The sequence below is a fragment of the Xanthomonas hortorum genome (assembly GCF_011305375.1).
Taxonomy (GTDB): Bacteria; Pseudomonadota; Gammaproteobacteria; order Xanthomonadales; family Xanthomonadaceae; genus Xanthomonas; species Xanthomonas hortorum_E.
Genome location: NZ_VCME01000006.1, coordinates 12,842 through 39,669 on the forward strand (window position 1 = coordinate 12,842; position 26,828 = coordinate 39,669).

A 26,828-nucleotide genomic window follows, 5' to 3' on the forward strand; every position below is an offset into this window, starting at 1 on the left:
GCGGGTTTTGCCATGATGCGGTGAGTGCTCGCTGTGGCTGCACTCGCGCCTTCGCAATCGAGAGGTTTCATGGCACTGACCCAGCAGCTCTCCACCGGCGACACCGCGTATCTGAGCATCAGCGAGGTCCGCAAGGAGTTCGACGGCTTCGTCGCGGTCGACGATGTCAGCCTGCAGATTCGCAAGGGCGAAATCTTCGCGCTGCTGGGCGGCTCGGGCAGCGGCAAGTCCACATTGCTGCGCTGCCTGGCCGGTTTCGAGCGGCCGACCAAGGGCCGCATCGTGCTCGATGGCCAGCCGATCGACGCGCTGCCACCGTACGAACGCCCGATCAACATGATGTTCCAGTCGTATGCGCTGTTTCCGCATATGAGCGTGGAGCAGAACATCGCGTTCGGATTGAAGCAGGAAGCCTTGTCCAGATCCGCCATTGCCGCGCGTGTCGGCGAGATGCTGGAACTGGTGCAGCTCGGCAGCTTGGCCAGGCGCAAACCGCATCAATTGTCCGGCGGGCAGCAACAACGCGTGGCGTTGGCGCGCTCGCTGGCCAAGCGGCCCAAGCTGCTGTTGCTGGACGAACCGATGGGCGCGCTGGACAAGAAACTGCGCTCCCAGATGCAGCTGGAACTGGTCAACATCATCGAGACCTCCGGCGTCACCTGCGTCATGGTCACCCACGACCAGGAAGAGGCCATGACCATGGCCACCCGCATCGCGCTGATGGACCAGGGCTGGATCCAGCAGGTCGGCACCCCCGACGAGATCTACGAACAACCGGCCAACCGCTTCGCGGCCGAATTCATCGGCTCGGTCAATCTGATCGACGCGGTCATCGTCGAAGACGAGCCGGATTACGTCGGTTTGAAAACAGCGGCATTCGATGCACCCATCCGCATCGGCCACGGCATCACCGGATTCGCAGGACAGCCGGTGGCGTTTGCGCTGCGTCCGGAAAAACTGGTCATCGGCAAGAACGAACCCGCGCAGGCCTGCAACAAGGCGCAGGGCGTGATCGAAGACATCGCCTATTTCGGCAGCCATTCGGTGTATCACGTGCGCTTGCCGAGCGGCTTCAAGCTGATGGCCCATTTCGCCAACCGCCAGCGTTGGGCCAGCGAAGCGCTGACCTGGGGCGATGCGGTGTGGGTGGGTTGGGGCGAGGACGACGGCGTGGTGCTGACCGCATGAGAGCGGCCAGCAAAACGAATGCGCAGCCGCCAGGGGCGCGCGGCCGGTGCTCGGAATCGGCATGTACCACTCGTACACTGCGGTTCCTCCGCGCCATCCGCGCCCCCCTGGCGACTGCTCGCTACGTTTTGCTAGCCACTCTTCGCCATGCACTGCCGGGCGCGCGCTGGAGCGTGATTGCCGCACCGTATCTGTGGCTGCTGGTGTTCTTCGCGATTCCGTTCCTGATCGTGCTGAAGATCTCTTTCGCCGAGCACGCTACCGCGATGCCGCCGTACACGCCGCTGTTCGCCGTGGCTGCCGATGGCGCGGTGAGCATCAAGCTGCATCTGGGCAACTATCTGGTCTTGTTGCGCGACAGCCAGTACGTGGCGGCGTATGCGAGTTCGATCAAGATCGCGGCGATTTCCACTGCGCTTGCGCTGCTGATCGGCTACCCGATGGCCTACGTGATCGCGCGCCTGCCGCTGGCTACGAGCAACGTGGCGATGATGCTGGTGGTGCTGCCATCGTGGACCTCGTTCCTGATCCGCGTGTACGCCTGGATCGGCATCCTCGACAGCAACGGATTGCTCAATCAGGCGCTGCTGGCACTGGGCGTGATCCGGCAGCCGTTGCACCTGCTTTACACGCCGATCGCGGCCTACATCGGCATCGTCTACTGCTATCTGCCGTTCATGGTGTTGCCGCTGTACGCCAACCTGGTCAAGCACGATCGGCGCTTGCTCGAAGCGGCCTACGATCTTGGCGCGCGGCCGTGGCAGGCGTTTAGGCGCATCACCTTGCCGCTCTCGCGCAACGGCATCGTGGCCGGCTGCATGCTGGTGATGATTCCGGCAGTGGGCGAATTCGTCATCCCGGAAATGCTGGGCGGCCCCGACACCTTGATGATCGGCCGCGTGTTGTGGGGCGAGTTCTTCAATAATCGCGACTGGCCGGTGGCCGCTGCAGTGGCCACAGTGATGCTGTTGTTGTTGCTGGTGCCGATCGTGATCTTCCACCGTTACCAACAGCGCGAGCTGGAAGGGCGGCTCACATGATGCGCGCCTCTCGCAGCGGACGCGTGCTTGGAGGCAGCGTGCTCGCGCTGGGTTTCGGTTTTTTGTATCTGCCGATCCTGTTGCTGACGGTGTACTCGTTCAATGCCTCGCGCCTGGCCACTGTGTGGGGCGGTTTTTCCACGCGCTGGTATGGCGAATTGCTGCGCGATCGCCAGTTGCTGGACGGGGCGTGGGTCAGCCTGGAAGTCGCATTCTGGACCGCCTGCGCATCGACCGTGCTGGGCACCATGGCGGCCATGGCGATGGTGCGCATGCGGCGTTTTCCCGGCAAGACCCTGTTCGGTGCGTTGATTACCGCGCCATTGGTGATGCCGGAAGTGATCATCGGCCTGTCGATCTTGCTGTTGCTGGTGTCGATGGGCGGGGTGCTCGGGATCGCGCCGCGCGGCGCGGTCGCCATCTGGGTGGCGCATGTCACCTTCACCGTTTCGTTCGTCACCGTGGTGATTTCCTCGCGGCTGCAGGAACTGGATCGCTCACTGGAAGAGGCGGCGATGGATCTCGGCGCGACGCCATTGAAAGTGTTCTTCCTGATCACCTTGCCGATCATCGCCCCCGCAGTGGCCTCGGGCTGGCTGCTCGCCTTTACGCTGTCGCTGGACGATGTGGTGATTGCCAGTTTTCTGGCCGGGCCCAATTCCACTACGCTGCCGATCAAGGTGTTCGCCTCGGTGCGGCTGGGCATCAGCCCCAAGATCAATGCGCTGGCGACTGTGATGGTGCTGGCGGTGTCGGTCGCCGCGGTGATCGGTTGGTGGCTGCTCGCACGTAGCGAAAAGCGCCGACAGCGCGATGCGCAACTTGCGCTGCAATCTGCTCCCTGAGGGCGCACCAGCGCTGAGTTGGCCAATGAATCGCAGCGACCTGCGGCCAGATAGACGCAAACGCTTGAGCCATCGGCGTGTGCGAAAGCTGCAAGTCGATTCCGACGGCGTACTGCGCAGTCCGGCCGATGAGCGCAACAAGTCGATCGGCGGTTCTTACCTGGCCGGAGGCGTGTATCCGTTGTCCCAGGGCTGCGGCTTGGTCAGGTAGCACTGATACTCGGCCCTGATGTCGTAGCCTTGGTGCTCCACTCTGGGTTGTTCGTCGTCGCGGTCCTTGCGGTTGTCCTTGCCGTTGTCCTTGGACTTTCGCTTATCGGGAAAGATCGTGACCATGTTCGGCGACGACTGCGCGGTGATGAGTTGGCGGATGGCAGTGTCCGAGCACGCTCGCAGCGCCTCTTGCTCGCAGGGTTGCGCGGGATCGGGCTGTAGGCTGGTGCAGCTCACAGTGACAAACCCGGCCGGGCCGGGCCGCGGGCCACGCAAAAGGTCCTGGAGGGCTGCACATCCAGGCAGGCAGGCACTGGTGCCAAGTACAACCAGAACAATGAGATCCTGGCGCATCGTGGTGGTCTTCCATGAATGAGTAAATATGCCACTGCCCAATGCTAGAGCATCTTGCGCCATTGGACCGTTGGAACAGGGTAGGGGTGTTTTCGTTACCTTGTCCGGAGTGTGATCCCTGCTGCTGTTCATCCGCAGGCTGCGCAGTGGAGCTGCGGCATTGCGTCGCGGTGTGGGTAAACACAGTGTTGCAGCGCTTTGCTGCGGTTGTGACGCGGCTGCAACTTCACGGCGACTAGCATGGCCGCCTTGCTACAGGAGACTGCCATGTCCTACGACACCGTCAATCCGGCCAACGGCCAGGTCGAACACACCCAGCAAACCCTGGATGCCGCTGCCATTGAAGCGCGTTTGGCCGCTTCCGCCAAGGCGTTCCCCGCTTGGGCGGCCTTGCCGCTCGCCGAGCGCGGCGCCTTGCTGCGGCGTGTGGGCGAAGAGCTGAGCAAACGTCGTGAGGATCTGCAACGCATCATGACCGCCGAAATGGGCAAGCTGCGCGCTGAAGCGTTGGCCGAGGTCGACAAGTGCGCGCAAGCTTGCGCGTATTACGCAGATCACGCAGCGGAGTATCTGGCGCCGCGCGACATCCCGACCGAAGCGCAATCGAGCTATGTGCGCTACGAACCGCTGGGTTGCGTGTTCGCGGTGATGCCGTGGAATTTTCCGCTGTGGCAGGCATTTCGCTTTCTTGCACCGGGTCTGATGGCCGGCAACGTCGCCTTGCTCAAACACGCCAGTAATGTGCCGCGCTGCGCCGATGCGATGAAGCAGGTGCTGGATGCAGCCGGCATTCCGCCGGGCGTGTTCGACGTACTGCATATCGACAACGACCAGGCGGCAGACGTGCTGCGCGACGATCGCATCGCCGCGGTGACGCTGACCGGTAGCGAACGCGCCGGGCGTTCACTGGCTGCAAATGCGGGCGATCAGTTGAAGAAGTGCGTCATGGAACTCGGCGGCAGCGATGCCTTCGTGGTGTTGGAAGACGCCGATCTGGACCACACCGTGCAGTCGGCAGTGCAATCGCGCTTCGACAACAGTGGACAGACCTGCATCGCCGCCAAGCGCTTCATCGTAGTGGACGCCATCGCCGATCGGTTCATCGAACGTTTCGTCGCAGCTGCGTCCAAGCGAGTGCTCGGCGACCCACAGGACGAAGCCACCACGCTCGCACCGATGGCCCGCGCCGACCTGCGTGACGAATTGCACAAGCAGGTGCAAGCCAGCGTGGAAAAGGGTGCGAAGGTGTTACTCGGTGGTGAGCCGGTTCCGAGTTCGCACGCCGGCTATCCCGCCACCATCCTCGATCACGTGGCCCCCGGCATGCCGGCATACGACGAAGAATTCTTCGGCCCGGTCGCCTCGGTAATCCGCGTGGCCGACGAAGCAGAAGCCGTGCGCGTGGCCAACGACACCACTTTCGGTCTGGGCGGCAGCGTGTGGACGGCCGATGCCAAGCGCGGCGAGCGTGTGGCGCAGCAGTTGCAATGCGGCGCGGCCTTCGTCAATTCGGTGGTCAAGAGCGATGTGCGCTTGCCATTCGGCGGCATCAAGCGCTCCGGCTTCGGCCGCGAGTTGGCCGAGCATGGCATTCATGAGTTCATGAATATCAAGACAATCTATGTGGCTTGATTGCCGGGATTGGTGATTGGAGATTGGGGATTCGCAAAGGCAAGCGGCCTCCCTTCTCCCGTCGGGAGAAGGTGCCCCGCAGGGGCGGATGAGGGTACGGGTTGCACGCGATGATTGAAACTAACGCCCGACTCAAAGCAAGCAGGTACAAGCTTCCGCGCCTAGGGCAGGGCCTACTTTCAGAAATATCCGCCAACTCAGCGCCGAAGCGAACACTCAGCAGTCAGACAACCCGCTCTACCCATTCCCGAATCCCCATTCCCGATTCCCAGCTCACAGCCACCGCGCGCGCTTGAACAGGCGATACAGCACCAGGCACGAGCCCACCACACCGGCCACCAGCAATGGATACGCGTAGCGTTTGTCCAGCTCGGGCATGTGGGTGAAGTTCATGCCGTACCAACTGGTGATCAGGGTAGGGGCGGCCAGCAATGCCGCCCATGCGCCCAAGCGTTTGACGGTCTCGCCCTGGGCCAGGGTCACCATCGACAGGTTGACGCTCAGCGCAGTGCCCAGCATTTCGCGCAAGGTGTCGATGGCGTCGTTGATGCGCACCGCGTGATCGAGCACGTCGCGCAGGTAGATGCCCACTTCGTCGTGGATCAGCGAGCCGGGATTGCGTTTGAGGTGCGAGAGCACGTCCTGCAGTGGCGCCACCACCAGCCGCATCTTGTTGAGTTCGCGCTTGAGTTCGTACAGGCGCACCACGGTTTCGCGCTTATAGTTGTCGGCGAAGATGTCCTTTTCCAGGCCTTCCAGCGTGTCGCGGAACTCGTCCATGATCGGCAGATAGTTGTCGACCACAAAGTCCAGCACGCCGTACAGGCAGAACGAGGCACCCATGCGCAGCATCTCTGGTTCGCGTTCGACCCGGTGCCGCACCGGCGTGTACGACAGCGATGCACCATGTCGCACGGTCAACAAGAAGCGTGCGCCTAAAAACGCGTGCGTCTCGCCGTAGCGGATGCGTTCGTTGACCAGTTGCGCAGTGTTGACCACCACGAACAACGAATTGCCGTAGCTCTCGGCCTTGGGCCGTTGGTGCGCCTTGAGCGCATCCTCGATGGCCAGATCGTGCAGGCCGAACTCGTCCTGCAGCTTGTGCAGCACCGATTCCTGCGGCTCGTAGAGGCCGACCCAGACGAATCCATCCGGGCGCTGCAGCACGTCGCTGATCTGCTCCAGGCTGATGTCGTGGCGTTCGGCATCGCCGTCGTAATACGCGCAGGTGATGACGCAGGACGGGTTGTCCGGATGGCGGCCGTGATGGTTCATGGGCGCATCCTGGATCAGCGCGTGCGAACGGACAAGTCACGCCGCCGCAAGGCGATCGCAAGCGCGGCATGAATCGGCAACAGCAGCAGCACCCATTGCAGGTTGTCCTGCGCCTGGAACGACAGCCAATGAATCAGCAAGGCCAACAATGCCGCGGCGGCAACCACCCAGCGCAGCACGTCGAACCAGCGTCCGGGTTGGCGCCTGCGCAGCAACGCGATGCCACCGATCAGCAACAGCGCGCACAGCGGGTTGACCAGCAACAGGTTGCGGTTGGCCCAGGCCGATTGATGCGCGGTGAAGCCCCACAGATACACCAGCAACCCGCCGCCGATCGCGCACAGCAGCCAGTACGGCAGCGCCAGCGCGGCCAACACACGTTGCCTGCGACCCAGCGCCAACACACCGGCAGCGACGATCAGACCCGTCAGCAGCCACGGCCACCAATGCCGTTGTTGTTCGTCCGGCTCCGGTGCAATGCGATGCGGCAGCAACACCTGGGTGGATTGCACCAACGGCCGCCCCGCGCTGTTGTGCACCTGGGTCAGGCTGTCGGCCAGGCGCATCGGCACAAAGGCTTCTTCCCAACGCGACAACGGGCGATCTGCGTACGGCCCCAGGCCCAGGTCGAAGCCCAGCCACATCCACGGGGCAGGGGAGGCCAGGCGCACCGCTTCGCTGCGGAAGGTGTTGCCGCGCGAGCGACCGGCCAGCTGCGATTTCAGCGCGCCGCCCATCGCTCTATCCAGCGTGTCGCGGACCATCGTGGCGCAGTTGGCCACGAAATAATCGTAGTGATAGCGCGCGTTCTCGGGGCGGCTGCGCACGGCCAGCCCGTCGGCCAGTGCGCGCGCCTGTTCCGGCGTCAGATCCAGCCACTGGATGCTGACGCCGCGGCCGATAGCGCGGTATTGCTGCAGGTCTTCTTCCAGCGGCAGCGCCACCAGGTAATACATCATCTCGCCGCGGGTAAAACGCGGCACGAAGTCCGGCTCGCTCGGGTCGAAGAAGCCGAAGTTGTACGAGGTGGCCTGCTGGGTGACCGGGTCCACGACCACGATGGCATCGTGACCGAAGCGCTCGAAGAACACTTCGCCCGGTTGCATGGTGACCACGCCAACGCGCGGTGCCGGCCCGGGTGTTTCGATGGTGGCCTGTGCGATTGCTACCGGTGCGATCAGCGATGCCACCAACAGCAGGACCCAGCACGCAGCCCATCGCAGAACGCTGCAGCGCCTGAACGCTGCAGCGGGAATGCAACGCGACAGGTTCAAGCGTCGTCCTGCGGGTCGGGTGGCAACATGGTGACGTGGAAGGCATGCACGCGCCGTGCATCGGCCTTGGCCACCCGGAATGCAAAGCGCCCCAGGGTCAGCTCTTCGCCGGTTTCCGGCAGATGCCCGATCGCATCGGTGACCAGGCCACCGACAGTGTCGTATTCGTCGTCGGGGAAATCGGCGCCAAAGCGTTCGTTGAAGTCTTCGATCGGCGTCAACGCATCGACCACGTAACGGCCGTCGGCCTGGATCGCGATCAGCGAATTCTCTTCTTCGGCATCGTCGTGCTCGTCGTCGATCTGGCCGACGATCTGCTCCAGCACGTCTTCGATGGTGACCAGCCCGGCGACGCCGCCGTACTCGTCCACCACGATCGCCATGTGGTTGCGCGACAGGCGGAATTCCTTGAGCAGCACGTTGAGCTTCTTCGACTCGGGGATCAGCACCGCCGGGCGCAGCAGCTCGCGCACGTTGCCAGGGCCGTTGTCGGCGACCACGCCGCGCAACAAGTCCTTGGCCAGCAGGATGCCGAGCACTTCATCCTTGTTCTCGCCGTGCACCGGGAAGCGCGAATGGCCGGATTCGACCACTTGCTGCATCAGGTCGAGAAAGCGCGCCTCCACCGGGAGCGAGACCATTTGCGAACGCGAAATCATCACGTCGCCCACGGTGAGCTCGGACACGGAGATCGCGCCTTCCATCATGCGTAAGGTGTCTGCGGCGATGAGACCGTCTTGCTCGGCGGTCCGCAGCAGCGCGACCAGTTCGTCGCGGGTGTGGGGTTCGCCAGAGAAGGCAGCGCTCAGGCGCTCAAGCCAGCTACGGCGTTTTTCGGGTGTTTCTTGGGATTGGCTACTGTCGTCTTCGGACATCGTGACGGGGGACGGCACCCGGCAAACCAGGCGATAGACACCAGTCTAACAGGAAGCCGCCAAGGCGCTGTGGACAGGGCGGAGGGGCGCCAGCTCTCAGGGCAGATCCAGGCTGTACCCACAGCCGACCACGGTCTTGCCGGGATGCGATTTCACGTTGGAGACGCTGAGCACCACCGATTCAATCATCGCCTCGCCAGTCTTGGGGTTGGTGGTGTCTTCGCTGACCAGCTCGCGGCCGTACATGATCTTGTCGGCGTTATCCACGCCCAGTTCCAGATTCAACTGCTTGGCCAGCGGGCGCGGGTCGGGCAGGTCCAGCAGCGCCATGATGCTGGCGCCGGAAAACGCGATGTGGGTGGTGCTGTGGCCGAACACGCTGATCGGCGTGTTGAGGGTGTACTCGGTCATGAACAGGTTGGCCTGCTCCAGCGGCGTCCAGCCCAGCGCGACTGCCTTGAGCGGGTCGGCCAGTACCGGTGCCAGCGCGCTGAAGTCGCCGATGCGCTGGCGGCATTCGATCAAGGCCGGCAGGTCCGGACGTACCGGCGCGGCCTGGGCCCAGGCGGTGGAGGAGGTCAGCAGCAGCAAAACAGCTGCGACGCCGGCACGCATCAAAGTTCCCCCGCGTACGGGTCGTCGATGCCCAGATCGGCCAGGATCTCGCGCTCGAGCTGCTCCATCGCATCGGCTTCCTTGTCGTCTTCATGATCCCAACCGAGCAAATGCAGCGTGCCGTGCACGGTCAGATGCGCGTAATGCGAGGCAAGCGATTTGCCCTGTTCGGCCGCCTCGCGCGCCACCACCGGCGCGCAGATCACCAGGTCGCCCAGCAACGGCATCTTGACGCCCTTGGGCAAGCCTTCGGGCAACTCGGCGGGAAAACTCAGCACATTGGTGGCGTAATCCTTGCCGCGGTAATGGTGGTTGAGCGAGCAGCCTTCCTTCTCGTCGACAATGCGCACCGCCAGATCGGCCTCGCGGATGCGTCCTTTCAGCGCGGCCGCCACCCACTTGCGAAAACTCACCGCCGACGGCAAACCGGCGCGCGGCAACGCGTAACTGACGGCAACGTCGAGACGGACAGGTCCACGGGTCATGGCGAGAGTTTCCTGGGCAAGAGTAATTCAGTGGAAGCAGGTGATCGGCTACCTCACCGCAGGCCCACCGGCAACGCCGTCACTCGCGCGAACGAGCGGGCCACGGCTGCAGCCACGATTGTAATCCGGGACATTCACGGTTGAAACGACGCCGGGTTGTGGCGGGCTGCGGGCACCGCGAACGACCTGCCTGCCGGTACAGGGCAGGCACGCTAATGCATCACTCCGTCTGGCCCTTGGCGGCGTCCTGTTGATCGCGCTTTTCATACGCAGTCACGATGCGCTGCACCAGCGGGTGGCGCACCACGTCGCGTGCTTCGAAAAAGGTGAAGCTGGCGCCTTCCACATCGCGCAGCACGTCGATCGCATCGCGCAGACCGGATTTGACGTGTTTGGGCAGGTCGATCTGGGTCAGGTCGCCGGTGATCACCGCAGTGGAGCCGAAGCCCAGGCGGGTCAGGAACATTTTCATCTGCTCGATGGTGGTGTTCTGCGCTTCGTCGAGAATCACGTAGGCATCGTTGAGGGTGCGGCCGCGCATATAGGCCAGCGGCGCGATCTCGATGACGTTGCGCTCCAGCAGCTTGACCACTTTTTCCACGCCCAGCATTTCGTAGAGCGCGTCGTACAGCGGGCGCAGGTACGGGTCCACTTTCTGGCTCAGATCGCCGGGCAGAAAGCCCAGTTTTTCGCCGGCTTCCACCGCCGGGCGCACCAGAATCAAGCGTTGCACGCGCGATTCGTTCAAGGCTTCCACGGCGCAGGCAACCGCCAGGAAGGTCTTGCCGGTACCGGCCGGGCCGATGCCGAAATTGATGTCATGAGTGGAGATCGCGTGCAGGTATTTGGCCTGGTTGGCACCGCGTCCACGCACGGTGCCGCGCTTGACCTTGATCGCCACATCCTGGGCTTCGTAGGAACGCTCGACCACATGTTCGACATTGGCGTCGTTCAAGCGCAGATGGATCGCGTGGTTGTCGAAAATGGTCGAGGCGGCCTCGTCGTACAAGGCAATCAGCAGCGTCTGCGCGGCAGTGATCGCCGGCTCCGGGCCCGTGATGCGGAAGATGTTGCCGCGGTTGGCGATTTCCACGCCGAGCTTGAGTTCGATCTGGCGCAGGTGCGCGTCGAACGGGCCGGCCAGGTTGGCCAGGCGCTCGGTATCGTCGGGTTCCAGGGTGAAGTCGCGGTGTGCAGGTGAGTTCATGGTCGGATCGGACAGCGCACGCAGGCGGCGTCGGTAGGGCGGGGTGAAAAGGGTAGCGCGCAGCGTGTGATCCCACCAACACGCCCGGCGGTACTGCATCGTGACCATGCGCGTGCCCGCCTGCACAGCCGGGTTCTCCACAAGCGCTGTGGAGTCACGCCTCCACAACCTGTGGATAGAATGCGTGAGGCTTACTGGTGTAAGGCCTGGCAGGGCGGTGGTGAAAAAATCACCAGTGCGCGTGCGCTTGTCCACAACCGATGTGGATCGAATTCGGTAAAGCCTGTGGGTAAGTGTCACGCGGCCTTGTGTAGCAAGGTGTTGTGGATGGGTGGCGAATTTTTCGCCACCAGTGCGCGCAGCGAGCGATGCGACGGATCATGTCGATGCTTGTCGTTGTCGCGCCTGCAAAGAACAGCTCAGGTGAGCCGCATGAGCGTGGCTGGCGCAGGTTGTATGGATCGCCGGCAGCGCGTGCTGCACACAATGCCTTCAACATGGCGCCGAGCAATCCGGCGCCTGCGCTGTATCAGCGTGCGCTTTCATCCAGGTGGATGCGACCACGCAGCGAATTGCTCATCGCCTCGGTGATCAGCACATCCACGAATTGCCCGATCAAGCGCGCATTGCCGGGGAAATTCACCGGGCGCATGTTCTCGCTTTTGCCGGTCAATTCGTTGTGATCGCGCCGCGAGGGGCCTTCCACCAACACCCGCTGCACGCTGCCCACCATGGATTGCGAAATACTGGTGGCATGCGCATTGATCTGCGCCTGCAAGCGTGCCAGGCGTGCCTGTTTGACGGCGTCGGGCGTGTCGTCCTGCAGATCCGAGGCCGGCGTTCCAGGGCGACGCGAATAGATGAAGGAAAAGCTCTGATCGAAGCCCACGTCTTCGATCAACTTCATGGTCTTTTCGAAGTCCGCTTCGGTTTCGCCGGGAAAGCCGACGATGAAATCCGAGCTGATCGAAATATCCGGGCGCACCGCGCGCAACTTGCGGATCTTGGATTTGAATTCCAGCGCGGTGTAGCCGCGCTTCATCGCCGACAGAATCCGGTCGCTGCCGGCCTGCACCGGCAGGTGCAGATAGTTGGCCAGCTGCGGCACGTCGCGATACGCATCCACCAGCGAATCGGAAAATTCCAAGGGATGCGAGGTGGTGAAACGAATGCGACCGATGCCGTCGATCTGCGCGATGGTGCGAATCAGCAAGCCCAGATCCGCGTACTGCGCGGCGTCTCCCGCATCGGCGCCATACGCACCGCGATACGCGTTGACGTTCTGGCCGAGCAGATTGATCTCGCGCACGCCTTGCGCGGCCAGTTGCGCCACTTCCACCAGCACGTCTTCGAACGGCCGGCTCACTTCTTCGCCGCGGGTATAGGGCACCACGCAGAACGAGCAGTACTTGGAGCAGCCTTCCATGATAGACACGAACGCCGACGGGCCATCGGCACGCGGCTCGGGCAGGCGGTCGAACTTCTCGATTTCCGGGAAGCTGATGTCCACCTGCGACTTGCCCGATTCGCGCCGCGCGCGGATCAGCTCGGGCAGACGATGCAGGGTCTGCGGGCCGAACACCAGATCCACATACGGGGCGCGCTTGACGATGGCTTCGCCTTCCTGCGAGGCCACGCAGCCGCCAACGCCGATGATCACCGGGGTGCCGCCGGCCTTGTGCCTGCTCTCCTTGAGCAGGCGCCAGCGGCCCAGCTGGCTGAACACCTTTTCCTGCGCCTTCTCGCGGATGGAGCAGGTATTGACCAGGACCACGTCGGCGTCTTCGGGGTTGTCAGTCAACTCTAGCCCTTCGGAGGCGGCGAGTACGTCGGCCATCTTGGCCGAGTCGTACTCGTTCATCTGGCACCCGTGGGTCTTGATGTACAGCTTGCCGCGCACCACGGCGGGCGCTGCCGGGCGTGCCACGGGCAGCGGCAACAGGGCGGGTGCGTCCACGGCGGTGGCCGCGGACAGATCGGAAACGGATGTCCCGGGCATGGCGCTTATTCCAGGCGGGTAGAAGATAGCCGCGTAGTTTACCCGCTTGCGCCGGCTGCGTCCGGATGCTCAGGGCCTGGCGTTGATCGCCTCGGCGCGGCCGAATGCCGCCCGGTCGGCCATGCGTGCAATGTAGGCGCGGGTGGATGCGGGCGGGTCGACCAGGCCGAAATCGACCATCCAGCCAAGCGCGCCGCCCCACAGCACATCGGCCGCGCTGCAACGATCGCCCAACAGATAGTCGCCCTTGGCCAGCTGCGCATCGACCACCTGCAGCACCGTGTCGCAGTCGGCGTACGGCGAGATCGCGCGCGGCGGGGCGTCGCGTTTCATCGCGCGGTCGATGATCGCCGGCTCGAACGCCGAACCGTAGAAGGCCAGCCAGCGCAGATAGGCGCCGCGATCGGCATCGCCCGGTGCCGGCGACAGGCCGGCTTCCGGATACAGCTCGGCCAGGTACTGATAGATCGCGCCCTGTTCGGTGACCACGCTGTCGCCGTGCCGGATCGCCGGGATCTTGCCCATCGGGTTGATCGCCAGATAATTCGGTGCGAGCTGTTCGCCTTTTTCCAGATCGAGGATCTGCAGGCTGTAGCTGGCGCCGAGCTCTTCCAGCAGGACCAGCACGCCGCGCGAGCGCGAGCGGGGATTGTGGAAAAGTGTGATGTGGCGGTCGTCGGGCATTGCGGGTTCCTTGGTGGATGCGGCAGGAGTTCAAACGGCAAGCGTTCGTGCAGCAGGAGTCGATGACGTCATCCTACGCAGCTATTGCGGACACTTTCTGTCCGCAATACGGTGACGCGATGGCCTCGACCGCTGCCCGCCTGTTGCGTCTGCTTTCTCTGCTGCAAGGCGGCCGGAGCTGGTCCGGCGTGGCCCTGGCTGAGCGCCTGGAGATTCATCCGCGCAGCGTGCGGCGCGATATCGAACGCCTGCGCGAGCTCGGCTACCCGGTGCATGCAGTGCCTGGAGCCGGCGGCGGCTACCAGTTGGGGCAGGGCGCCGCCGCCTTGCCGCTGTTGTTCGAAGAAGACGAAGCGCTCACCGTAGCGATCGCTTTGCGTGCCGCCGCGCCGACAATCCGCGACATGGACGCGGCAGCTGCGCGGGTGCTGGCCAAGCTCGATCCGCTGTTGCCGCGACGCAGCGGCCAGCGCGCCAGCGCCGCGCACGCGGCCATGGCCAGTCTGCCGATCATGGACGCCAGCGCGTTGGTGGACGCGGCACTGCTGGCGCAACTGGCCAGTGCCTGCCGCGACAGGGTTTGCTTGCGGCTTGACTATCGCCGCCATTCCGGCGCGCCGATCACCCGCTGCGTCGAGCCGGCGTTGCTGGTGAATTACGGGCGGCGCTGGTACTTGCTGGTCTGGGACTGCGAGCGCCAGGACTGGCGCACCCTGCGTGCCGACCGTATCGATCAGGCCGTCGCGACCGGCGCGCAGTTCGCCGCCCGCGCGCTGCCGGAAGAGCCGCTGCAGTTGTTGCGCAAGGCGATCGGCGAGTCGCCATTCCCATGCCGGGCGCGGGTACGCCTGCAAGGCACGCTGGACGCACTGGCCGCGCGCATCCCGCCTTGGCTGGGTGCGCTGGAAGCCGACGGGCCAGAACATTGCTGGCTTGGTCTGGGCGCCCCGAGCATGCCGGCCCTGGCGGCCAATCTGCTTCTGCTCGAACTGCCGTTCGAGGCGATCTCTCCTGCCGATGTGCGTGAACCGCTGACCCAGGCCCTGAACGCGTTGCGCGCGCAACTGGACCAGCTACCCCGGTAACGCCGGCCGACACTTGGCAAGCCCAGGGCAAGCTGGGACACTCCGCCACATGAAGGGGATGTCAAGAGTGCTGGGGCTGTTACTTGTCACGTTGTCGGCGGCGCCGGCCAGCGCCGGCACGTTGTACAAGTGCGTCAGCGGCGACGGCATCACCAGCTATTTGAGCAAGCGCCAGAGCGGCGCCGCCTGCAGCGTCATCAGCAGTTACACCCCGGATCGCTCTACCCGCCGCTCACCGCCGTCTTCGGTACGCGCGACGCCCGGCTCGATTGCCGCCCCTGCGCGCAGTATCGCCAATATCGACAGCGGCGCGCCGGCCACCATCATCAGCCAGTCGGTCAGCCAACCGGTCAGCCAACCGCCACGTCGCGCTGCCGAGATCGCTTCAGCGGTGGTGCCGCGCGCGCTGCCGGTGTCAGAGACTTCCATCGTGCAGGCGCCTGCCGCCGCAACGGCGGTCAATCCGCGTCGGGTGGTCAGCGGGCAGGTCTATTCCTATATGAAGGATGGCGTGCGCCACTACACCAGCGCACGCCCGCGCCAGGTCGCCAGCATCGAAGGCCTGCGCACCATCCACTACAGCTTTATCGAGACCTGCTACGCCTGCGGCGCCAAGCCCGGCGTCAACTTTGGTGCGATCCGGCTCAACACCAATGCCTACCAGCAGGAAATCACTGCGGCGGCACGTGAGTTCGGGGTCGAAGAAGCGATCGTGCGTGCGATCATCCATGCCGAGTCGGCCTACAACCCGCTGGCGCTCAGCCGTGCCGGTGCGCAAGGGTTGATGCAGCTGATGCCCGGAACCGCGCGCCGCTTCGGCGTCAGCGACGCCTATGATGCATCGCAAAATATTCGCGGCGGCGTGCAGTATCTGTCCTGGTTGTTGAAACGCTTCAACGGCGATCTCACGCTTGCCGCTGCCGGCTACAACGCGGGCGAGGGCGCGGTGGATCGCTATGGCGGCGTGCCGCCTTACAGCGAGACCCAGCGCTATGTACAACGCGTCGGCCTGCTGGCCGGTCGCTATCGCGGGCAGACCACGGCAGCCAACTGAGCTGCGTGCGTTATCGACACGCATCTGCATGCAGCGTTTGCACAGCGCAGCTCCGACTGCGTACATTGCATTGTCTGTGCATTAAGCGTTCCGCTACACTGCGGTCGATTCATCGCGGCTGGACCCCCCGCCAGCCGTTGGCAGCCTCACGCTACCTAATCAAGATCGGAGAGCCGGATGGCCAACGATGGGGTTAACGCACCTGCTGATCTCGGGCGTCGTCGGTTTTTGACCGCGACAACCTCCGTGGTCGGTGCGGTCGGAGCAGGATTTGTTGCAGTTCCGTTCGTGAAGTCGTGGAATCCCAGTGCACGCGCCAAGTTGGCCGGCGCACCGGTGACCGCCGACATCAGCGCCTTGCAGGAAGGGCAACGGCTGGTTCTGGAGTGGCGCGGTCAGCCGATCTGGATCGTCAAGCGCTCCAAGGCGATGCTCGACGCACTGCCCTCGCTGGACGACCGGCTCAAGGACCCCAAGTCCGAGAACAAGGACCAGCAGCCGGACTACGTGCTGAAGAACCCCGAGTACCGCTCGATCAAGTCCGATATCTCGGTATTGGTGGGCCTGTGCACGCATCTGGGGTGTTCGCCCGAGATGGTCGCCGAGATCCGGCCCGAGCCCTACGACCCGCAATGGAAGGGCGGCTACTTCTGCCCCTGCCATAAATCGCGCTTCGACATGTCCGGCCGCGTCTTCGACGGCGTGCCGGCACCGATCAACCTGCTGGTGCCCCCACACCACTACGTGGACGACAACACGCTGGTCATCGGCGTCGATCCGGATGGCGCCGGTACGTCGGCCAAAAGCACGGGGGCTGCCTGATGAGCAATATTCTTGTCCGTACCGCGAACGGCGTGTTCGAGTGGGTCAACGAGCGCGCGCCCGGCCTGATGCCGGTCTATCGCAAGCATGTCAGCGAGTACTACGCGCCGAAGAACTTCAACATCTGGTACTACTTCGGCTCGCTGGCGATGGTGGTGCTGGTCAACCAGATCGTCACCGGCATCTTCCTGACGATGCACTACAAGACCAGCGCTGCCGATGCGTTCGCTTCGATCGAATACATCATGCGCGACGTGGAGTGGGGCTGGCTGATCCGCTACATGCACAGCACCGGTGCCTCGCTGTTCTTCATCGTGGTGTATCTGCACATGTTCCGCGGGCTGATGTACGGCAGTTACCAGAAGCCACGCGAGCTTGTGTGGATCCTCGGCATGCTGATCTATCTGGTGCTGATGGCCGAAGCCTTCATGGGCTACGTGCTGCCCTGGGGGCAGATGTCGTTCTGGGGCGCGAAGGTGATCATCTCCTTGTTCGGCGCCATTCCGGTGATCGGCAATGGCTTGACCGAATGGATCATGGGCGACTATCTGCCCGGCGATGCCACGCTCAACCGCTTCTTTGCGTTGCATGTGATCGCGTTGCCGTTGGTGCTGTTGTTGCTGATCGTGCTGCACCTGGGCGCGCTGCATGAAGTGGGTTCCAACAATCCCGATGGCGTCGACATAAAGAAAGGTCCCAAGGGCAATCGCTGGGATGCGCACAAGCCGGCCGACGGTATCCCGTTTCATCCGTATTACACGGTCAAGGATCTGGTCGGTGTCGGTTTCCTGCTGCTGATCGCGGCCTTCATCATCTTCTTCGCACCAGCCTTCGGTGGTCTGTTTCTCGAGCACGACAACTTCACCGAGGCCAACCGGCTGGTGACGCCGGAGCACATCAAACCGGTGTGGTACTACACGCCGTACTACGCGATGTTGCGGGTGGTGCCAAACAAGCTCGGTGGCGTGTTGGTGATGTTCTCGGCGATCGCGATCCTGTTTCTGGTGCCATGGCTGGATCGCGCCAAGGTCCGCTCAATCCGCTACCGCGGCTGGATCTCCAAGGTTGCGCTCGGCGTGCTGGTGGTGTGCTTCGTGTGGCTGGGCGTGATCGGTTCCGGGCCGGGCACCGACGCACACGAAACCTATGTCGGGCGGGTGCTGACCTTCCTGTACTTCGCCTTCTTCATCACCATGCCGGTGTGGACGCGGCTGGACAAGACCAAGCCGGTACCGGAGCGGGTGACCACGCATGACTAAGCCTATGTTGAAGTCATGGAAGTCGCGCATGGTTGCGCTGCTGTGCGGTCTGCTCGTTGCCGGCGGTGCGATGGCGGCCGAAGGCGGGGCGGTCCATCAGGCCGGTAACGATCTGAGCGATCGCGCCTCGCTGCAACGCGGCGCGCAGTTGTTCATGAACTACTGCTCCGGCTGCCATTCGCTGAAGTACCTGCGTTATTCGCGCATGGCCAGCGATCTGGGCTTGAGCGAAGCGGAGGTCATGGCCAACCTCAACTTCACCGGCGCCAAGATCGGCGAGCACATCGAAGGCACCATGCCGCACGATGCAGCGACCAAATGGTTCGGCAAGGCGCCGCCGGATCTGACCCTGATCGCCCGCGTGCGCGGCACCGACTGGGTCTATACCTACCTCAAGTCGTTCTATCTGGATCAGACCCGTCCATTGGGCTGGAACAATCAGTTGTTTCCGAACGCGTCCATGCCCAATCCGCTGTGGGAACTGCAAGGCCTGCAACAAGCGCAGTACGGGCCGCCGGACAAGGCCACCGGCGACAAGCCGGTGCAGGCGCTCAAGCTCGGTCAAGCTGGACGGCAGACACCGGTCGAGTTCGATCAGACCGTGCGCGATATCTCCAACTTCCTCGAGTACGCGGGCGAGCCGGCTGCGCTGAAGCGGCAAAGCATGGGCGTGTGGGTAATCCTGTTCCTGGCCTTTCTCACCTTCATCGCCTACCTGCTCAAGAAGGAATACTGGAAGGACGTGCATTGATCGCGCTGTGAATCCGGCAGCGGCCGCGCACTGCCGCTGCCGCCTAGGCGCAGCTGACAAAATTTGGTGATCGCTGGGCTTGGGTGGATGCCGCGAAGGAATCGGAGTGTATGAGTGGTACATACGATTCCGAGCACGGGCTGCGCCTGTCTGGATGTCGCGCAGTCATTTTTGTTAGCCTCTCTTGGCGCTACCTCGATCGTCCCAGGCCGTGTTGGTCGGTTGGTTGGCTGGTCGAGGGCGCGATGTCCTCACCGCTCGCGGGACACGCCGTGAATCCGCCCTGGAGGCTCGGTGGCGGCATCCATGCCGCCACACGGTCCCGCAATCGGTGAGGACACGGCACCAGAGAGTTGATCGGTTGCTTTGTTTAAAACCATGCACACCTAGTTTAAAACCATGCAAACCGACCATCTCGACTGGTCCTTGCCCGCCCACCGTCGCGGGACCTTACGCGGCATGGATGCCGCGTAAGAGCTTACAAGGACGTACTTGCAGCGTGTCCTGCGATGGTGGGCGGGCAAGGACCCTGCAGCAAACCCGCAGATCAGCCGCGCGCCGACCTGCCGATGACGCTACAAGGACGTACTTGCGGCGTGTCGCGCGATGGTGGGCTGGCAATGGCCCTGCAGCAAATTCGCAGATCAGCCGCGCGCCGATCTGCCGATGACGCTACAAGGACGTACTTGCGGCGTGTCGCGCGATGGTGGGCGGGCAATGGCCCCGCAGCCAATCCGCAGATCAGCCGCATATCCACCTGCCAAAGACGCGTAATCGCCCGGTGAGCCCGACATTCAACACGACAACATGGCTTGTTCGTGTTTTTGAGGCCTTATCACCCTTGGCTTTTGCGTGACGTGATTGCACACTCAAAGGACCGTGGTGACGGTCGGCGTTGGGCCGGCTGCGCCGATGCGGCCGGCGGATTCCGGTCGTCGGAGAGCCTTGAATGGCGACGAGTGTGCGTATGCGGAATACCTTGACTTTGTTTTCGTCCAACGACGACGTGTTGTGCCACCGGGTCCGGCTGGTCCTGGCGGCGAAAGGGGTGACCTACGACCTGGTGCCGGTCGACCCACAAAATCCTCCCGAAGATCTGATCGATCTCAATCCCTATCATTCGGTTCCCACCCTGGTCGAACGCGACTTGGTGCTGTACGCCGCATCGGTGGTCAGCGAGTACCTGGACGAGCGCTATCCGCATCCGCCGCTGATGCCGGTCGACCCGCTGTCGCGCGCGCGCCTGCGTCTGGCGATGCTGCGGATCGAGCACGACTGGGTGCCGCAGGTGCAGGCCATCCAGCTCGGCAACAAGACCCAGGCCGAAGCCGGCCGCAAGCGCCTGAAGGAACTGCTCACCGCATCGGTGCCGTTGTTCAAGGCCAGCAAATTCTTCCTCAATCCGGAAATGAGTCTGGCCGATTGCGCCATGGCGCCGATCATCTGGCGACTGGACGCATTGGAGATCGGCCTGCCCAAGGACGGCAAGGCGATCGAGGACTATGGCAACCGGATCTTCCGCAATCCCGGCTTCATCCGCAGCTTGACCGATCAGGAACGCAAACTGCGCGACATGCCGGGCTGATGCGAGGGCTGTATGCCAACAGACCGAGGTCCGATCGTAGCGCCGCCGCTGCGGGCCGTGTGCGGGTAAAATGACGCCATGAGCGAAGATTTCCCCCGCATGACCAGCCATCGCCCGTACCTGTTGCGGGCCTTGGTCGAATGGATCAACGACAACGGCATGACGCCGCACGTTCTGGTGGACGCAGGATTGCCTGGCGTGCAGGTGCCTGCCAGTGCCGTCAAGGACGGTCGCGTCGTGTTGAACATCGCCGAGCGCGCCGTGGTCGGACTGCAGGTCGACAACGAAAGCGTGCGCTTTACTGCGCGCTTCGGCGGCGTCAGCTATCCGGTGATGGTGCCGATGGCCGCCGTGCTGGCGGTGTACGCACGCGAGACCGGGCAGGGCATGGCCTTGCCGGACGACATCCCGGGCACCAGCACCGAGCCACCGGATCCCGGTGCACCGCCGCCACCGAGCCCGCCTACGCCGGACGAGTCGCCAAGCGCCGGCAAGCGCCCGCATTTGCGTGTGGTCAAGTAAGTGGACGGCCGGGCGCGCATTGCGCGTCCGGCGTTCGATGTGTGGCAGGCGCTTCGGTTACTGATGCGCACTGTGCGCATGCGGCACAGATGGACAATGGTGCTGCGACGAGCAGGCGTGCTGCTGGGCAGGCACGCTGCAGTCGAAGCATCGGAGCTGTCGATGCGTCATCAGCGCAGCGCAGACTGCAGTGGCACATGCTCAAGCGCAAACGACGCATTCGGATCTGCGCAAACCAGTCAAGCCACGCTCAATTCAAACGCTGATGATCCGGGCTCAGCGGCGTCACCGTGGCCACTTGCGGGCCGGTGAAGGCGATCAGCTGATCGCCGCGCAGCACCAGGCGACCACTGTGGCGGTCGACGCCGTCATGCGAATACTCGAAACGAAACGTCCGCTCGAAGCCCAGCCAACCATTGGGTTTGCGGCAAATACGGATATTGGTGGAATGCACGCTCTGGTCCAGCCACTGCACATCGGCGGCGCGGCAGGCATTGCGGCCGAGGATATCGGCGCGTTCGGCAGCGGCACGCGAGGAGTTCCAGAACGCGTACAGCGCGGCGCCGGCAATCATGAAGAGAATAAGGCTGGGCATGGGCGCCAATGTGCCACGGCATGCGCCCGATCGACAATCGTCGTGCCGGGCCGCAGCGTTGCGTTGGCCGGTAGCAGGACATCCGGCATCGCCCAGTATCCGACGATCACGCAGCTAGCGTCCTCGTTGCACCGGCAATTGAATCGTCCTCGCTGTCCCAGCATTGGCTGAGCACACGTCGCAAACGTGCATCGGCCGGGCGCGCACAGGCGGATATGTACCCGCGATACGTCGATTGCTAGCGCTGAACACACTCGTCTGAACGCTAGGCAGCAGCATCGATCACCGCACTAAACGATTCACCGCCATCGCGGTGGCTGGCTTGCGTCAGCGACCGCGCACCCCCATCCAGTGAACTCCCGCCGAGTTGAATCCGCGCACCGCTCGCTCTAACTTGGCGCGACGGTTCGGGGCATTGCCTATGCATCCTGTTCTGCAGCAGTTCCATCCTGTCGTGGCCGCATGGTTCGCGCAGACCTTTGCTGCGCCGACGCCGGCGCAGATTGCCGCGTGGCCGGCGATCCAGGCCGGGCGGCATACGCTGGTGGCTGCGCCGACCGGTTCGGGCAAGACGCTGACCGCGTTCTTCGCCGCCATCGATGCGCTGATCCGCGATGGTCTGGCCAACGGCGGCGCATTGCCGGACGAAACCCGCGTGGTCTACGTGTCGCCGCTGAAGGCGCTATCCAACGACATCCATCTCAATCTGGACGCGCCGCTGCAAGGCATCCGCGCAGCCCTGCGCGCAGACGGTTTGCCGGATGTGGCAGTGCGCACCGCGGTGCGTACCGGCGACACACCGCAGCGTGAGCGGGCCAGACTGCGGCGCGTGCCGCCGCATATTCTGGTGACCACGCCGGAGTCCTTGTATGTGCTGCTGGGCTCGGCCTCCGGGCGCAACGCACTGCGCCACGTGCGCACCGTCATCGTCGATGAAATCCATGCGGTGGCGGCGGACAAACGCGGCAGCCATCTGAGCCTGACGCTGGCGCGTCTGCAACGATTGGCCGAGCGCCCGATCACCCGCATCGGGCTGTCTGCCACGCAAAAGCCGATTGAAACGGTCGCGCAATTTCTGGTCGGCGTCGGCGAAGCCGGGCAACCTCCACCGCAGTGCGAGATCGTGGATATCGGCTACACCCGCACGCGCGATCTCGCACTGGCCTTGCCGCCGACGCCGCGAGCGTGGTGATGTCCAACGACCAGTGGCTGCAGGTGTATGCCGAGGTGGCCGCGCTGGCGCAGCAACACCGCACCACGCTGGTATTCGTCAACACACGGCGCATGGCCGAGCGGGCCGCGCGGCATCTGGGCGATCTGCTCGGCAAACAGCGCGTGGCCGCACATCACGGCAGCCTGTCGCGCGAGACGCGCCTGCTGGCCGAGCAGCGCCTCAAGGCTGGCGAATTGACCGTATTGGTGGCCACCGCATCGCTGGAACTCGGGCTGGATATCGGCGATGTCGACCTGGTCTGCCAGCTCGGCTCGCCACGTTCGATCGCCACGTTTCTGCAACGCGCCGGACGCGCCGGGCATGCGGTCGGTGGCACGCCGAAGGCGCGGCTGTTTCCGCAGACCCGTGACGAGTTGGTCGAATGCGCTGCGCTGCTCGATAGCGTGCGCCGCGGCGAGCTGGACGCGCTACGGATTCCGCTCGCGCCGATCGATGTGCTTGCACAACAACTCGTGGCCGAGGCCGCCTGCGAGGACTGGGATGAAGATGCGCTGTTCGCGCTGGTGCGCCGCGCGTGGCCATTCGCTCAGCTGAGCCGGGAGACGTTCGATCGCGTGGTGGGCATGCTGTGCGATGGCTTCAGTACCCGGCTCGGGCCGCGTGCGGGTTATCTGCATCGTGATGCGGTGCACCGCCGCCTGCATGCACGCCGCGGTGCGCGCATGACCGCGCTGACCTCCGGCGGCACCATTCCCGAAACCGGCGATTACAGCGTGGTGCTGGAGCCGCAGGCGGAAAAGATCGGCACGGTGAACGAGGATTTCGCGGTCGAAAGCCTGACCGGCGATGTGTTTCAGCTCGGCAATGCCAGCTACCGCATCCTGCGCGTGGATGCGGGCCGCGTGCGGGTGGAAGATGCCAAGGGCGCGCCGCCGAACATTCCGTTCTGGCTGGGCGAAGCACCGGGCCGCAGCGATGAATTGTCGGCGGCGGTGTCGCGGTTGCGTGGCGAGATCGCCGCACGGCTGGACAGCATGCCCCTCGATGCCACGCCGTTCGAAGGCGCGCTACTCGACAGCACGCCACGCGCCACCGCGCCACATCAAGCCGCCTGTGATTGGCTCTGCAGCGAGTTGGGTCTGGCCGCCGAAGCCGCGCGCCAACTGGTGGACTATCTCGCGCACGCCTGCGCGGCGCTGGGCACCATGCCGACCCAGCAGTGCCTGGTGATGGAGCGCTTCTTCGATGCCAGCGGCGGCACCCAGCTGGTGATCCACTCGCCGTATGGCAGCCGCATCAATCGCGCGTGGGGGCTGGCGTTGCGCAAGCGTTTTTGTCGCACCTTCAATTTCGAATTGCAGGCGGCGGCAACCGAAGATGCGATCGTGCTGTCGCTGTCCACCAGTCATAGTTTTGCACTGGAGGAGGTGGCTCGTTATCTGCACTCGTCATCGGCCGAGCATGTGCTGATCCAGGCGGTGCTGGATGCGCCGCTGTTCGGCGTGCGCTGGCGCTGGAATGCGACCAATGCGATGGCGTTGCCGCGCTTCACTGGCGGTAACAAGGTGGCGCCGCAGTTGCAACGGATGAAGTCCGAAGATCTGTTGGCGAGCGTGTTCCCCGATCAGGTCGCCTGCGCGGAGAATCTGGTCGGCGAACGGCAGGTGCCGGACCATCCATTGGTGACGCAGACGCTGCAAGACTGCCTGCATCAGGCCATGGACAGCGAAGGCTGGTTGCAGGTGCTGCGTGGGCTGGAATCCGGCGCAATCACGGTGGTGGCGCGCGATCTGGCCGCGCCATCGCCGCTGGCGGCCGAGGCCTTGAACGCGCGTCCGTACGCGTTTCTGGACGACGCACCGTTGGAAGAGCGCCGCACCCAGGCGGTGCAAAACCGCCGCTACACGCCGCAGACCAGCGACGATCTGGGCCGGCTCGATCCCGATGCCATCGCCTCGGTGCGCGAGGAAGCCTGGCCGCAGCCACGCGATGCCGAAGAAATGCACGAAGCGCTGGTCGGGCTTGGCGTATTGCCCGTCGACGAAGCCGCCGATGCGCAATGGCAGGCCTGGTTGGCTGCGCTGGCTGCCGATGGTCGTGCCAGCTGCATCGCGTTGAACGGTGCGCCCGCGCTATGGATCAGCGCCGAGCGCATCGACTGGTTCATGCCGCTGTATCCAGATGCGTCGCCACAACCGCCGTTGCAGGCGCCGGCCGATTGCCGTGTCGCCGAGTGGGAACGCGACTGGGCTGTGCGCGAACTGCTGCGCGGGCGCCTGTCTGCGATCGGCCCGGCGCAGGTGCCGGCATTGGCGGGCGCACTGCATTTGCCGCAGGCCGAGATCGTGCTCGCGCTGGCGGCATTGCAGCGCGAGGGCTATGTCATGGCCGGGCAGTTCAGTGCGCAGGCGCAGTCGGAGGAATGGTGCGAACGTCATCTGTTGGCGCGCATCCATCGCTACACCCTGGGGCGCTTGCGCCGCGAGATCGAACCGGTGTCGCAACGCGATTACGCGCGCTTTCTGTTCGAGTGGCAGCACCTCGACAGCGCCAGTCGTGTGGCCGGGCCGGATGCTTTGGCCGGTGTTGTCGGGCAGCTGGAAGGCTTCGAAGCGCCCGCGTTGCTGTGGGAGAGCGAGCTGCTACCTGCGCGCGTACGCGACTACCAACCGGCGTGGCTGGACGAGTTGTGCACGGCCGGGCGCACCGTGTGGGCACGCTTGCGTCCCGGCGGTGGTCGCAGTGGTGCCGCGTTGCGCGCAACACCCATCGTGTTATTGCCGCGTCGCGAAGCGCAGCGCTGGAGCAGCCTGGCACGCGGTGTCGATGACGCACCCCTGGGCTCGCGCGCGCAGCGCGTGGCAGAGGTGTTGCAGCAGCAAGGTGCGTTGTTCTTCGATGAGATCGCCGATGCCGCCCGCTTGATGAGTACCGAGCTGGAAGACGCGTTGAGCGAGCTGGTGATGCGTGGCCAAGCGCATTGCGATAGTTACGCCGGGCTGCGTGCGCTGCTGGTACCGGCGTCCAAGCGGCCGAGCGCGTTGTCGCGCCAACGTCGCCGTGCCAGTGCGCTGGGCATTCGCGATGCCGGTCGCTGGGCGCCGGTGCGCACGTTGCCGGAATTGCCGTTGGCCGAAGCTGGCGAGCGGCATCAGGAAACCCTCGAACACGTTGCGCGCACGCTGCTGCGTCGTTATGGCGTGGTCTGTTGGCGGTTGCTCGAACGCGAGGCAGCATGGTTGCCGCCGTGGCGCGAATTGCTGCGCATGTATCAACGGCTGGAAGCGCGCGGCGAGATCCGGGGTGGTCGCTTTATCGGGGGCCTGTCTGGCGAACAATTTGCGTTGCCGGACGCGATTGCCGCGCTGCGCCGGGTGCGTGCACAGCCGCTGCAAGGGCAGTGGGTGTGCGTGAGTGCGAGCGACCCCAGCAATCTGCTCGGCAGTCTTCTGCCGGGCGAGCGCATCGCGCGCGTGCCGGGCAATCGTATCGCTTATCTCGATGGCCTGCCGGTGGCGGTGTGGGCGGCAGATCGCTTCCAGCCACTGCAGGAACTCACCGCCGAGCACGCGGACCAGGCACTGCGCTTGCTGCAACGTGGCCCGGGCGCTGCCGAGCAGACGCCGATGGAGCAATGGCTGGCTCAGTCGCCCGGCAGCACCGCGCGCGCGCCGGTCACGCGCGGAAGCGGGCGCGACAAATAGCGGCTATCAGGGACCACCCAGCGCCACGGCGAATCCACCGCCTTGCGGATGCCGATGCGCGGCGTTGTCAGCTGAATCGATGGCGGCGGCAGGCCATCGTCTTCGATCCATAGCCGCGCGCTTGCGTCGGTCAGATCCAGCCCGTTATCGGCAGCCGTGACGCCGAATGCCTGGGCCAGGCGACCGGGGCCGGTGGTCAAGGTCTTGAGCGGGGCAGCGTTACGTGCAGCCTGCATTGAGGCGATCCCGGCCAGCGGCTCGAGCGCGCGGATCAGCACCGCATGGCCAGGTGCGCCGCCGCACACCGCGTTGATCGCCCAATGCATGCCGTAGATGAAATACACATACAGATGCCCGGGCGCACCGAACATCACCTGCGTGCGTGGAGTCATGCCGCGGAACGAATGCGCTGCCGGATCTTCGCTGCCGCAATACGCCTCGACCTCGGTAATGCGCCCGCGTCGTCCGTCCGCACTGACCAACACCTTGTTGAGCAATTGCGGTGCGACGCTGCGTGCGTCGTGATCGTAAAACGTGCGCGGGAGTGGCCGAGGCGACATGCACGCAGCCTAGCGGCGCGGCCGTGATGTC

At 64.2% G+C, this 26,828-nt stretch carries 22 protein-coding genes, 1 other RNA gene and 1 pseudogene; 13 read left to right on the forward strand and 11 right to left on the reverse strand.

The features are described from left to right. The first annotated feature begins 69 nt into the window (after nucleotides 1-69). The 4 genes from FFY45_RS06225 to FFY45_RS06240 all read left to right on the forward strand — a co-directional run bounded on the left by FFY45_RS06225 (nucleotide 70) and on the right by FFY45_RS06240 (nucleotide 3,073). A complete protein-coding gene (locus FFY45_RS06225; RefSeq protein ID WP_176339786.1) occupies nucleotides 70-1,188 on the forward strand; it encodes an ABC transporter ATP-binding protein in 1,119 nt (372 codons plus the stop codon). 61 nt (nucleotides 1,189-1,249) lie between these two features. Next, nucleotides 1,250-1,325: non-coding RNA, sX9 sRNA (locus FFY45_RS06230), on the forward strand. Continuing rightward, the gene (locus FFY45_RS06235) at nucleotides 1,317-2,228 is read left to right on the forward strand and encodes an ABC transporter permease subunit (RefSeq protein WP_176339787.1); all 912 of its coding nucleotides are present in this window, start codon (nucleotides 1,317-1,319) and stop codon (nucleotides 2,226-2,228) included. Before FFY45_RS06230 ends, FFY45_RS06235 begins: the two co-directional genes overlap by 9 nt. Further along, nucleotides 2,225-3,073, forward strand: coding sequence for an ABC transporter permease subunit (locus FFY45_RS06240; protein WP_176339788.1), 849 nt, complete (start codon nucleotides 2,225-2,227; stop codon nucleotides 3,071-3,073). The genes FFY45_RS06235 and FFY45_RS06240 overlap by 4 nt, the downstream gene beginning before the upstream one ends. Nucleotides 3,074-3,229: 156 nt before the next feature. Here FFY45_RS06240 and FFY45_RS06245 read toward each other — a convergent pair whose 3' ends face one another. Further along, entirely contained in the window at nucleotides 3,230-3,640 is a 411-nt protein-coding gene (locus FFY45_RS06245; RefSeq protein ID WP_176339789.1) for a hypothetical protein, read from the reverse strand. Nucleotides 3,641-3,880: 240 nt separating this feature from the next. On the opposite strand from FFY45_RS06245, the gene FFY45_RS06250 reads away from it, so the two are divergent. Then, nucleotides 3,881-5,272, forward strand: coding sequence for an NAD-dependent succinate-semialdehyde dehydrogenase (locus FFY45_RS06250; RefSeq protein ID WP_176339790.1), 1,392 nt, complete (start codon nucleotides 3,881-3,883; stop codon nucleotides 5,270-5,272). Nucleotides 5,273-5,545: 273 nt separating this feature from the next. On the opposite strand, the gene FFY45_RS06255 is transcribed toward FFY45_RS06250, so the two are convergent. From FFY45_RS06255 to FFY45_RS06290, 8 genes are all read right to left on the reverse strand, one after another. After that, complete coding sequence (locus FFY45_RS06255) at nucleotides 5,546-6,547, reverse strand: magnesium and cobalt transport protein CorA (protein WP_055826103.1); 1,002 nt, start codon at nucleotides 6,545-6,547, stop codon at nucleotides 5,546-5,548. 14 nt (nucleotides 6,548-6,561) lie between these two features. Then, entirely contained in the window at nucleotides 6,562-7,821 is a 1,260-nt protein-coding gene (locus FFY45_RS06260; protein WP_176339791.1) for a lipoprotein N-acyltransferase Lnb domain-containing protein, read from the reverse strand. After that, entirely contained in the window at nucleotides 7,818-8,696 is an 879-nt protein-coding gene (locus tag FFY45_RS06265) for a CorC family transporter (RefSeq protein WP_006449553.1), read from the reverse strand. The genes FFY45_RS06260 and FFY45_RS06265 overlap by 4 nt, the downstream gene beginning before the upstream one ends. Nucleotides 8,697-8,792: 96 nt before the next feature. Further along, a complete protein-coding gene (locus FFY45_RS06270; protein WP_055826107.1) occupies nucleotides 8,793-9,311 on the reverse strand; it encodes a hypothetical protein in 519 nt (172 codons plus the stop codon). Beyond that, a complete protein-coding gene (gene ybeY, locus FFY45_RS06275; RefSeq protein WP_023904257.1) occupies nucleotides 9,311-9,796 on the reverse strand; it encodes an rRNA maturation RNase YbeY in 486 nt (161 codons plus the stop codon). Before ybeY ends, FFY45_RS06270 begins: the two co-directional genes overlap by 1 nt. Nucleotides 9,797-10,016: 220 nt before the next feature. After that, on the reverse strand, nucleotides 10,017-11,003 hold the full coding sequence (locus FFY45_RS06280; RefSeq protein ID WP_055827050.1) for a PhoH family protein: 987 nt from the start codon (nucleotides 11,001-11,003) through the stop codon (nucleotides 10,017-10,019). Nucleotides 11,004-11,532: 529 nt separating this feature from the next. Continuing rightward, complete coding sequence (gene miaB / locus FFY45_RS06285) at nucleotides 11,533-13,002, reverse strand: tRNA (N6-isopentenyl adenosine(37)-C2)-methylthiotransferase MiaB (protein ID WP_176339792.1); 1,470 nt, start codon at nucleotides 13,000-13,002, stop codon at nucleotides 11,533-11,535. Between the two features lie 69 nt (nucleotides 13,003-13,071). Beyond that, nucleotides 13,072-13,686, reverse strand: coding sequence for a glutathione S-transferase family protein (locus FFY45_RS06290; protein ID WP_176339793.1), 615 nt, complete (start codon nucleotides 13,684-13,686; stop codon nucleotides 13,072-13,074). Between the two features lie 119 nt (nucleotides 13,687-13,805). Between FFY45_RS06290 and FFY45_RS06295 the strand changes: the two genes are divergently transcribed. The 7 genes from FFY45_RS06295 to FFY45_RS06325 all read left to right on the forward strand — a co-directional run bounded on the left by FFY45_RS06295 (nucleotide 13,806) and on the right by FFY45_RS06325 (nucleotide 20,764). After that, complete coding sequence (locus FFY45_RS06295) at nucleotides 13,806-14,771, forward strand: helix-turn-helix transcriptional regulator (RefSeq protein WP_176339794.1); 966 nt, start codon at nucleotides 13,806-13,808, stop codon at nucleotides 14,769-14,771. Nucleotides 14,772-14,820: 49 nt separating this feature from the next. Further along, the gene (locus FFY45_RS06300; RefSeq protein ID WP_176339795.1) at nucleotides 14,821-15,825 is read left to right on the forward strand and encodes a lytic transglycosylase domain-containing protein; all 1,005 of its coding nucleotides are present in this window, start codon (nucleotides 14,821-14,823) and stop codon (nucleotides 15,823-15,825) included. 177 nt (nucleotides 15,826-16,002) lie between these two features. Next, the gene (gene petA, locus FFY45_RS06305) at nucleotides 16,003-16,647 is read left to right on the forward strand and encodes a ubiquinol-cytochrome c reductase iron-sulfur subunit (protein WP_043907856.1); all 645 of its coding nucleotides are present in this window, start codon (nucleotides 16,003-16,005) and stop codon (nucleotides 16,645-16,647) included. Continuing rightward, the gene (locus tag FFY45_RS06310) at nucleotides 16,647-17,906 is read left to right on the forward strand and encodes a cytochrome b (protein WP_176339796.1); all 1,260 of its coding nucleotides are present in this window, start codon (nucleotides 16,647-16,649) and stop codon (nucleotides 17,904-17,906) included. Before petA ends, FFY45_RS06310 begins: the two co-directional genes overlap by 1 nt. A 28-nt stretch (nucleotides 17,907-17,934) precedes the next feature. Beyond that, nucleotides 17,935-18,657: a cytochrome c1 gene (locus tag FFY45_RS06315; protein WP_176339978.1), complete on the forward strand. Its 723-nt coding sequence runs from the start codon at nucleotides 17,935-17,937 to the stop codon at nucleotides 18,655-18,657. 949 nt (nucleotides 18,658-19,606) lie between these two features. Then, on the forward strand, nucleotides 19,607-20,242 hold the full coding sequence (locus tag FFY45_RS06320) for a glutathione S-transferase N-terminal domain-containing protein (RefSeq protein WP_006453247.1): 636 nt from the start codon (nucleotides 19,607-19,609) through the stop codon (nucleotides 20,240-20,242). A gap of 78 nt (nucleotides 20,243-20,320) precedes the next feature. Continuing rightward, the gene (locus tag FFY45_RS06325; RefSeq protein ID WP_176339797.1) at nucleotides 20,321-20,764 is read left to right on the forward strand and encodes a ClpXP protease specificity-enhancing factor; all 444 of its coding nucleotides are present in this window, start codon (nucleotides 20,321-20,323) and stop codon (nucleotides 20,762-20,764) included. Nucleotides 20,765-21,014: 250 nt separating this feature from the next. Here FFY45_RS06325 and FFY45_RS06330 read toward each other — a convergent pair whose 3' ends face one another. After that, nucleotides 21,015-21,359 carry a DUF3301 domain-containing protein gene (locus tag FFY45_RS06330; protein WP_074057315.1) on the reverse strand — a complete coding sequence of 115 codons (345 nt, stop codon included), beginning with the start codon at nucleotides 21,357-21,359 and terminating at the stop codon, nucleotides 21,015-21,017. A gap of 421 nt (nucleotides 21,360-21,780) precedes the next feature. Between FFY45_RS06330 and FFY45_RS06335 the strand changes: the two are divergent. After that, nucleotides 21,781-26,237: pseudogene (locus tag FFY45_RS06335) on the forward strand (DEAD/DEAH box helicase). Here the strand turns inward: FFY45_RS06335 and FFY45_RS06340 are convergent. Then, nucleotides 26,177-26,797, reverse strand: coding sequence for a DNA-3-methyladenine glycosylase (locus FFY45_RS06340; RefSeq protein WP_176339798.1), 621 nt, complete (start codon nucleotides 26,795-26,797; stop codon nucleotides 26,177-26,179). The pseudogene FFY45_RS06335 and the gene FFY45_RS06340 sit on opposite strands and share 61 nt — an antisense overlap. Between the last annotated feature and the right edge of the window lie 31 nt (nucleotides 26,798-26,828).